This window comes from Massilia phosphatilytica (assembly GCF_977014125.1).
Genome location: NZ_CDRNIL010000099.1, coordinates 1 through 7,029, shown reverse-complemented (window position 1 = coordinate 7,029; position 7,029 = coordinate 1). Strand labels below are relative to the sequence as shown.

General features: G+C 68.3%; 9 protein-coding genes and 1 pseudogene. All 10 read right to left on the bottom strand.

The window, feature by feature from the left end; all coding sequences use genetic code 11:
* Positions 1–390 precede the first annotated feature (390 nt).
* Positions 391–1,243, bottom strand: a pseudogene (asd, locus tag ACWNCF_RS03405) (archaetidylserine decarboxylase).
* Positions 1,244–1,606: 363 nt separating this feature from the next.
* Positions 1,607–2,362 (bottom strand): EamA family transporter, encoded by a 756-nt coding sequence (locus tag ACWNCF_RS03400; protein ID WP_449406015.1) that lies wholly within the window; start codon positions 2,360–2,362, stop codon positions 1,607–1,609.
* Between the two features lie 147 nt (positions 2,363–2,509).
* Complete coding sequence (locus ACWNCF_RS03395) at positions 2,510–2,977, bottom strand: MFS transporter (protein ID WP_449406014.1); 468 nt, start codon at positions 2,975–2,977, stop codon at positions 2,510–2,512.
* Positions 2,929–3,777 (bottom strand): MFS transporter, encoded by an 849-nt coding sequence (locus ACWNCF_RS03390; RefSeq protein WP_449406013.1) that lies wholly within the window; start codon positions 3,775–3,777, stop codon positions 2,929–2,931. The genes ACWNCF_RS03395 and ACWNCF_RS03390 overlap by 49 nt, the downstream gene beginning before the upstream one ends.
* Before the next feature lie 72 nt (positions 3,778–3,849).
* Positions 3,850–4,542 (bottom strand): HD domain-containing protein, encoded by a 693-nt coding sequence (locus ACWNCF_RS03385; protein ID WP_449406012.1) that lies wholly within the window; start codon positions 4,540–4,542, stop codon positions 3,850–3,852.
* Complete coding sequence (locus ACWNCF_RS03380; protein ID WP_449406011.1) at positions 4,428–4,967, bottom strand: ribonuclease HI family protein; 540 nt, start codon at positions 4,965–4,967, stop codon at positions 4,428–4,430. Before ACWNCF_RS03380 ends, ACWNCF_RS03385 begins: the two co-directional genes overlap by 115 nt.
* Positions 4,968–5,290: 323 nt before the next feature.
* Entirely contained in the window at positions 5,291–5,839 is a 549-nt protein-coding gene (locus tag ACWNCF_RS03375) for a YXWGXW repeat-containing protein (RefSeq protein WP_449406010.1), read from the bottom strand.
* 197 nt (positions 5,840–6,036) lie between these two features.
* Positions 6,037–6,174, bottom strand: coding sequence for a hypothetical protein (locus tag ACWNCF_RS03370; RefSeq protein ID WP_449406009.1), 138 nt, complete (start codon positions 6,172–6,174; stop codon positions 6,037–6,039).
* The gene (locus ACWNCF_RS03365) at positions 6,171–6,662 is read right to left on the bottom strand and encodes a hypothetical protein (RefSeq protein ID WP_449406008.1); all 492 of its coding nucleotides are present in this window, start codon (positions 6,660–6,662) and stop codon (positions 6,171–6,173) included. The genes ACWNCF_RS03370 and ACWNCF_RS03365 overlap by 4 nt, the downstream gene beginning before the upstream one ends.
* Complete coding sequence (locus ACWNCF_RS03360; RefSeq protein WP_449406007.1) at positions 6,659–6,994, bottom strand: glycoside hydrolase family 73 protein; 336 nt, start codon at positions 6,992–6,994, stop codon at positions 6,659–6,661. The genes ACWNCF_RS03365 and ACWNCF_RS03360 overlap by 4 nt, the downstream gene beginning before the upstream one ends.
* Between the last annotated feature and the right edge of the window lie 35 nt (positions 6,995–7,029).

The following is a 7,029-nucleotide window of genomic DNA, read 5'->3' as shown; positions in this document are numbered from 1 at the left end:
TGTCCTCTACTTCGTTCAGTTACGTATTGCTAAGGTTAAAACGGAGGAGTTAGTTGGATGATCCAGCACCTGTGCGGCCGAGGGCGCGGACGAGCAGCACGGACAGTGGATGGATCGGCGCGCCGCCAGCATACAGCGCCCAGACGGCCGTTTGCGGCGAGCGCCACAGGCAGACGAGCCCGGCGACGGCCCAGACCGCAGCCGGACACGAACATCCCGGGCGCGCCGCCCAGGTAGGCCGTGCGCATATCCTGCTGCGCGGCGGCAAACGTCAGGGAATCGGGAACGAGCGACCGCGTGTCGTGCATGGCTTGTCTCCTGGAAAAGGAAGCGCCATGCTGACACGAACCGCTTGTCAGTACAACATGTTTTCGCGGGGCCGCGCGGGGCTCAGGCCGGCCGGTTGCCCATCATCTCGCCCAGGCGCACGGCGCGTTCCGGCGCCCAGTCCGGGTTGAAGCGGATCGTGCCGGGACGGAACAGCATGACGATCGTCGAACCGAGCAGGAAGCGGCCCATTTCCTCGCCTTTTTTCAGGACGATCTCGCGGTCCGCGTACCGTCCATTCCGTCACCGTCTGCATCCGGGGCGGTTTCACGACGCCATGCCAGACGGTCGCCATGCTGCCCACGATCGTCGCGCCCACGAGCACCAGCACGAACGGACCGTGCTCGGGCGATTCGAACACGCAGACGACGCGTTCATTGCGTGCGAACAGGTTCGGCACGCCGCGCGCCGTCGTCGGATTGACGGAAAACAGCGCGCCGGGCACGTAGATCATGCGCGTCAGCTTGCCGTCGCATGGCATGTGCAGGCGGTGGTAATCCTTCGGCGACAGGTACAGGTTGGCGAAGCAGCCGTGGCGGAATTGACTTGCCAGCGCGGCGTCGCCGCCGACCAGTTCGGTCGTCGTGAAGCGGTGGCCTTTCGCCTGCAGGATGTGGTGGTCGTCGATGGCGCCGAACTGGCTGATGGCGCCGTCGACCGGGCAGACGAAGTCGGCATCGGCCAGCGGACGCACGCCGTCCTTCAGTGGCCGCGTGAAGAATTCGTTGAAGCTTTTATAGCTCGCGATATCGGCATTCTCGGCCTCGGCCATGTTGACGCCGTACTTGGCGACGAACCAGCGGATCAGGCGCGTCGTGATCGTGCCGCCCTTGGCACCGGCGACGCGGCCGGCGAAGGTCGTGAGGCGCCTCTTCGGCAGCAGATACTGGGGCAGGACTTTCAGGCGATCGGACACGGTGAACCTCGAAATAAAGACGCGCCATTATAGCGGCGCCAGCGTTCGCGGAAATGATTTTGCCAAAAAGCATTAATTATTCGGCAAAGTGGCCGGAATGCTCTCGCTTATGCACACCAAAAATTTTACGCTTAGGCAACATTGCGACGGAAATCCGGGAGACAATGGCGGCCGCGCTATTTTTGCCATTCTGACATGCATATCGTGATGACGCCATCCCGCTTGACGCCGTTGGTCGCCGTCGCGAAAACCGGGGTCAGAGCCCGTTTTTAAGCAATAGCTTGACGGGAATTTCAAGCAGCATGGCTTGCGAGCAATGTCTCGAAAAAGGGCTCTGACCCCGACTTCACCGGCTTCACGATCTCAGGCCAGCCGCATCGCGACGGCCCCGCAGGCGATGAGGGCGACGGCGGCCAGGCGCGCGCGGCCGACCGGTTCGCGCAGGACGATGGCGGCGATCGCGGTCGCGAACACGATCGACGTCTCGCGCAGCGCGGCCACCGCCGCCACCGGCGCCCGCGTCATCGCCCACAGCGCGATGACGTAGGCGCCCACCGAGGCCAGGCCGCCCAGCGGCGCGACGAGCGGGTTGGTGCGCGCGAATGCGGCGAGCGCCCGCAGGCGGCCGCGCACCGTGCCGGCGCACACGCAGGCGCCCGTCAGCAGGAAGATCCACAACGCGTACGCCGCCGGCGCGCCGGAGCGGCGCACGCCCTGGCCGTCGATGAGCGTATAGGCCGCGATCACGCCCGCCGTCAGCAGCGCGAACACGGTCGTGCGGCGCGCGCCGGGCGCGGAGGTGCCGCTGGCGGAGGTGCCGCTGGCGGAGGCGCTGCCGGCTGCGGCGCCGCGCGCCGCGAACCACTGGCCCAGCACGCCGCCGCAGATCAGCAGGACCGCGCCCCACTGGCCGGCGCTGAGCCGGTCGCCCGTCAGCGGCCCGTCGACGAGCGCGACGAGCAGCGGCGGGCAGCCGCGCATCAGCGGGTAGGCGTGGCTGACCTGGCCGGCGCGGTAGCTCTCGACGAGCAGCCGGAAGTAGAGCACGTGGACGGCGCTGGACGCCGCGATGAATCCCCAGCTCGCCCGCGCCGGCGGCGCCAGGAAGGGCAGCAGCACGAGGCGACGAGGCCCGACCCGGCCACCACGAGCACGGTCGCGAGCAGCGGTTCGCCGCGCCGCTTGAGCAGCGCGTTCCAGCTCGCGTGCAGCAGCGCGGCGCCCAGCACCGCGAGCAGCACGGCACGCCGATGGCGGCGGCCGGCGTCACGCCTGCTCGGCGACCGGTGCCGTCTCCGCTATGCCGTGGCGGCGGAAGTAGCGGTGCGCGACCAGCAGCGCCGCGGCCTGCATCGCCGCGCACAGGAAGAACGGCCCGCCCATGCGCCAGTCCAGCGGCGGCAGGTGGCTCGCGACGCGCAGCAGCTGGGCGCCGACCAGGGGCATGACGATCAGGCCGATGCTGCTGACCGATTGCAGGGAGCCCATCAACTCGCCCTGTTCGCGCGGCGACGACGATTTCGACAGGATGCCCTGCAGCGCCGGGCCGGCCGCGAACGACAGCAGGTTGCACACGATGAAGACGTACATCATCCAGCCATGCGTCGCGACGGCGTACAGGAAATAGGTGACGGCGCCGGAGGCGAGGCCGATCAGCGACAGTCGCACTTCGCCGAAGCGCCGGATCAGCCGCGCGAGCAGACCGGCCTGCACGACGATCGAGCACACGCCCACGCAAAACAGGGCGATGCCGTCGTCGCCCCGGTGTCCAGTTGAAGCGGAACGTCGTGTACAGGACCCACGTCGACTGCAGCGTCATCTGGGGCGAAGGCGACGAGCGCGTAGACGACGACGAGGCCGGCGGATGTCGGTGCGCCGCACGAGGCGCAGCAGGGCGCCGAACGGATCGACGCGCGTCCACTGGAACGGCGAGCTGTCGGCGTTCGCGCGGCAGCGATTCGGGCACGGCCAACCAGCCGTACACGAAGTTCGCGGCGGGACAGCGCGGCCGCCAGGTAGAACGGCAGGTGCAGTCCCATATCGCCCAGCAGGCCGCCCAGCATCGGGCCGCAGACGAAGCCGAAGCCGAACGCCGCGCCGATCTTGCCGAAGCTTTTTGCGCGGTTCTCCGGCGTCGACACGTCCGACGCGTACGCCGACGCCACCGACATGCTGGCCGACGACGCGCCGCCGATGATGCGTCCGATGAACAGGCACGCGAGATTCGGCGCCCACGCCGTGGCGAGGAAGTCGACGCACATGCCGCCCATCGAATACAGCAGCACGGGACGGCGGCCGATGCGGTCGGACAGCGCGCCGACCAGCGGCATGAACAGGAATTGCATCAGGCCGAACGTGGAGCCCAGCACGCCGTACCACAGCGCCTGCTGCTCGCGGTCGGCGACGAACGTGCCCACGAGGTTCGGCAGGACCGGCACGATGAGGCCGATGCCGAGCATGTCGATGAACACGCAGATCAGGACGAAATTCAGGTTGCCGGACGGGTCTTCGGCAAGAGTCGCGCTGCTGGTCATGGCCTTCCCGGAATCAGACGGAAAGCGCGTATGGTAGCACCGATTGCCCTGCCGACAACACCGGCCGCCCCCTCAGGCGCCGGCGTGCGGGGGGCCGCTCCACTCGAGGGCGAAGGCGCCGCGGAAGTCCGTCAACGCGGCCAGCCGCGCCTCGGCGAGCGCCCGTCCGGCCGGCGTCTGCATCATGGCGGGCAGGCGCGCCAGCTTGGTCTCGATGTGGTCGAGGGCATAGGCTTTGTCGTCGAGCGGGCGGTCGTGCGCGAGCGGATCGCTGCCGTGGGCCAGGCCGCTGCCCATCCGGCCCGCGATGTAGAACATGCGCGCCAGGCCCACCAGGCCGAGGCCGTCCAGGCGGTCGGCGTCCTGCACGATGCGCGCTTCCAGCGTGGTCGCGGGCACGGCGGCGGAAAAGCTGTGCGCCTCGATCGCGTGGGCGACGGCCGCCAGTCGATCGGCCGGAAAATCCAGCGCGGCCAGTGCCACGCCGGCGCGCTCCGCCGACAGCCGCGACGCCATGCCGCGGCGCGGATCGTTCTTCGGCACGTTGACGAGATCATGCAGATAGCACGCCGCCAGCACGACGAGCGCGTCCGCCTGCGGGTAATGCACCAGCAGCGCCTGCGCATTGCGCCACACGCGTTCGAAATGGTTCAGGTCGTGGGCGCCGTCGGGTCCCTGTTCGGCCAGCGCGGCCGCGGCCAGTGCCGCCAGGCGCGCCTGCCAGGCGGCGAGTTCAGGAGGGCGTTCGTAGTGCGTCGTCTGCATCGGATTCGTCGAAGGAAAAGGCGGCGAGCGCGCGCTGCGACAGCGCGTCCGCATCGGTGTTCTTGTCGGCGCGGCACCCAGCGCAGGCGCACGTCGGACAGGGCAGCCAGCAGCGCGTGCACGCGGCGGCGGTAGGGCGCCAGCGCCGGCGCCGCGTACAGGTCGGGGCCGGCGACGTCGTCGACCACGACCCGGCTGTCGCCATGGATCGTGAGGTCGTGCGCGCCGTGCGCGACGGCCACTTCGAGCAGGACGATCAGGGCGCGGTATTCGGCCTCGCTGCTGTCGCCGTGGCCGGCCGGCCGGGCGATCTCGATCCGGATGCCGCCGGGCCCGTCGAGCCGGGCCCCGATGCCGCAGCGGCCCGGGTTCGGCTTGGCGGAGCCGTCGAACCAGCCGGCGCCAGGCGCTGGGCGGGCCGTCATGGCGGGCCGCGCGGCGCGCGTCGGCGGCGGCTTCGGCGGCGCGGGCGGCGTCGCGTGCTGCCTGGGCGGCCAGCATGCCGGTGCGCGCGGCCACGAGGGCGGCGAGGCCCTGGACGCCGGCCGCCGCTTCGAGCGTGCGGCGCAGCGCCTGGTCGGCCGGCAACCCGGCGGCGCGCGCCAGGCGGCGGCTCGCGGCGCGCTCGGCTTTATAGGCGATCCGGTCCAGGTCGGGGAAGTCGTTCATGCCGTGAGGATACCTGCTTTTCGCCGACGTCGTGTCCGCAAAGAAAAACAGCACCGGGCGGTGCTGTATTCATGCTGCATCAGCGGCGGTAGGGATTGTCCGGCCGGTGATCCCAGCGGTTCGGCACGCCGTCGCCGTCGCGGTCGCGGTCGTAGCGGTTCGGCACGCCATCGCGGTCTTCGTCGTGGCGCCGGCCGCCGCGTTCGTAGCGGTCGGGGACGCCGTCGCGGTCGCGATCGCGGTAGTTGGCGCGGTCGCCATAGTAGCGGTCGTCGCGGCGGTCGTAGCGGTCGGGCACGCCGTCGCGGTCGCGGTCACGGCCGTATGGCGTCCACGCGGCCGGCTGCATATACCAGCCGCCATTGCCCTGATACCAGGCAGGTGCGCGGTAGACATAGCCCGGGCGTTCGACCACCCAGAACCCCGGCGCCCAGATGTGGCGGCGGCCGTTCCATTCCCAGTGGCCGGGCGCCCACACATAACCGTGGCGCGGCGCGGGAACGCGTTCGTACAGCGGGGCCGGCGGCGCGGTGCCGATGTAGAGGCTGACATTGCTGTAAGCCATCGAAGGGAGCGGTGCTGCGGCGGCGCCGATGGCGATCAGGGCGGCAAGAGTGAGGCGTTTCATATTGGTCTCCAATCCGGACTGCGGATGAAACCAATATAGCGCGGGCGGGTGCTGGATTCAGCAGTTGAAGCAGGTGCTTACATCTGAAACCTAGTTGTAAAGCTGTGTTCTCATAGGTAAATCAGGTGCTTACATGATCAATTTTGGAGGATGATATGCACAAAAATGCAGGGACCAGCCCCTAAGTAAACAATAACTTAGGAGCGCATTTCTGTAATTTCTGGAGCGTATTCTGACTGCTGATCAGGCGACGGCGGAACGATGATCAGTTCGCCGTCGACCACCTGCATGACCAGCTCGGCCGCCTCGGGCGTGATGACGTGGTAGTCGGTCACGGCACCAGCCCGTTCTTTTCGATGAACGCCTGACAGGCCCGCCCGGTGGCGAGATCCTGCTCTACCGCTTCGATCAACTGCTTAAAATCCGCGTCAGCTCGGCTTGAAACCAGCCCGGCGGATGGATCGGCGCTGTCGCCGCCGGTGGAGCTTTTGGCTTGGTCGGGGGCGGCAGGTCGGTCGGGACATATTGAGGGGCCGACGCGCAGCCTTGGAGTAGCAGCAAGGCGCCGGCGCAGATCAGCAATTTCATCGTCTTTCTCCTTCGTGATGGTGGAGTTTGTTTCGTCCTGACGAGCGGCTTGGGCGGCGTTCTCGCCAGTGCGCTTCATGACGGCTGCGGCATCGGCCCGCGCGCGCTCGTCAACAGCCGCGGCATGGCCGGCGCTGTACCGGTGCGCGCCATAGGCCAGCACGCCGAGCCAGCCGCATACGAGCAGGCCGGCCGACACGATCAGGCCGATGAGCCAGCGATTGAGGGGGGTCATGGAGCCACCGCCGGGACGTCGTATTGCTGCAGGTTCCGGCCGCGCATGATCGCGATCAGCGTATCGGCGTAGGCCGGATCGGTTGCGTAGCCGGCGGCGGCCACCGCACGGGCCCAGCCGGCGCCCGATGTCTCGCGGAAGCACTTCGCGTAGCGCGGGTTCCGGAAGAAGAATTGCGCCCGGTCCTGCAGGCAGTCGGCCCAACTGTTGTAGGCACGAAACTTGTCAGTGACGGCAATGCGCTGGCCGTTCACGACCTCGTGCGTGGGCACGTCGACGGTAGAGCCGTTCCACGAAGCGTCGGCCTTGATGCCGAACAGGTGCTGGATCATCCGACTGACTCCTCCGTTTTAACACTTAGCAATAA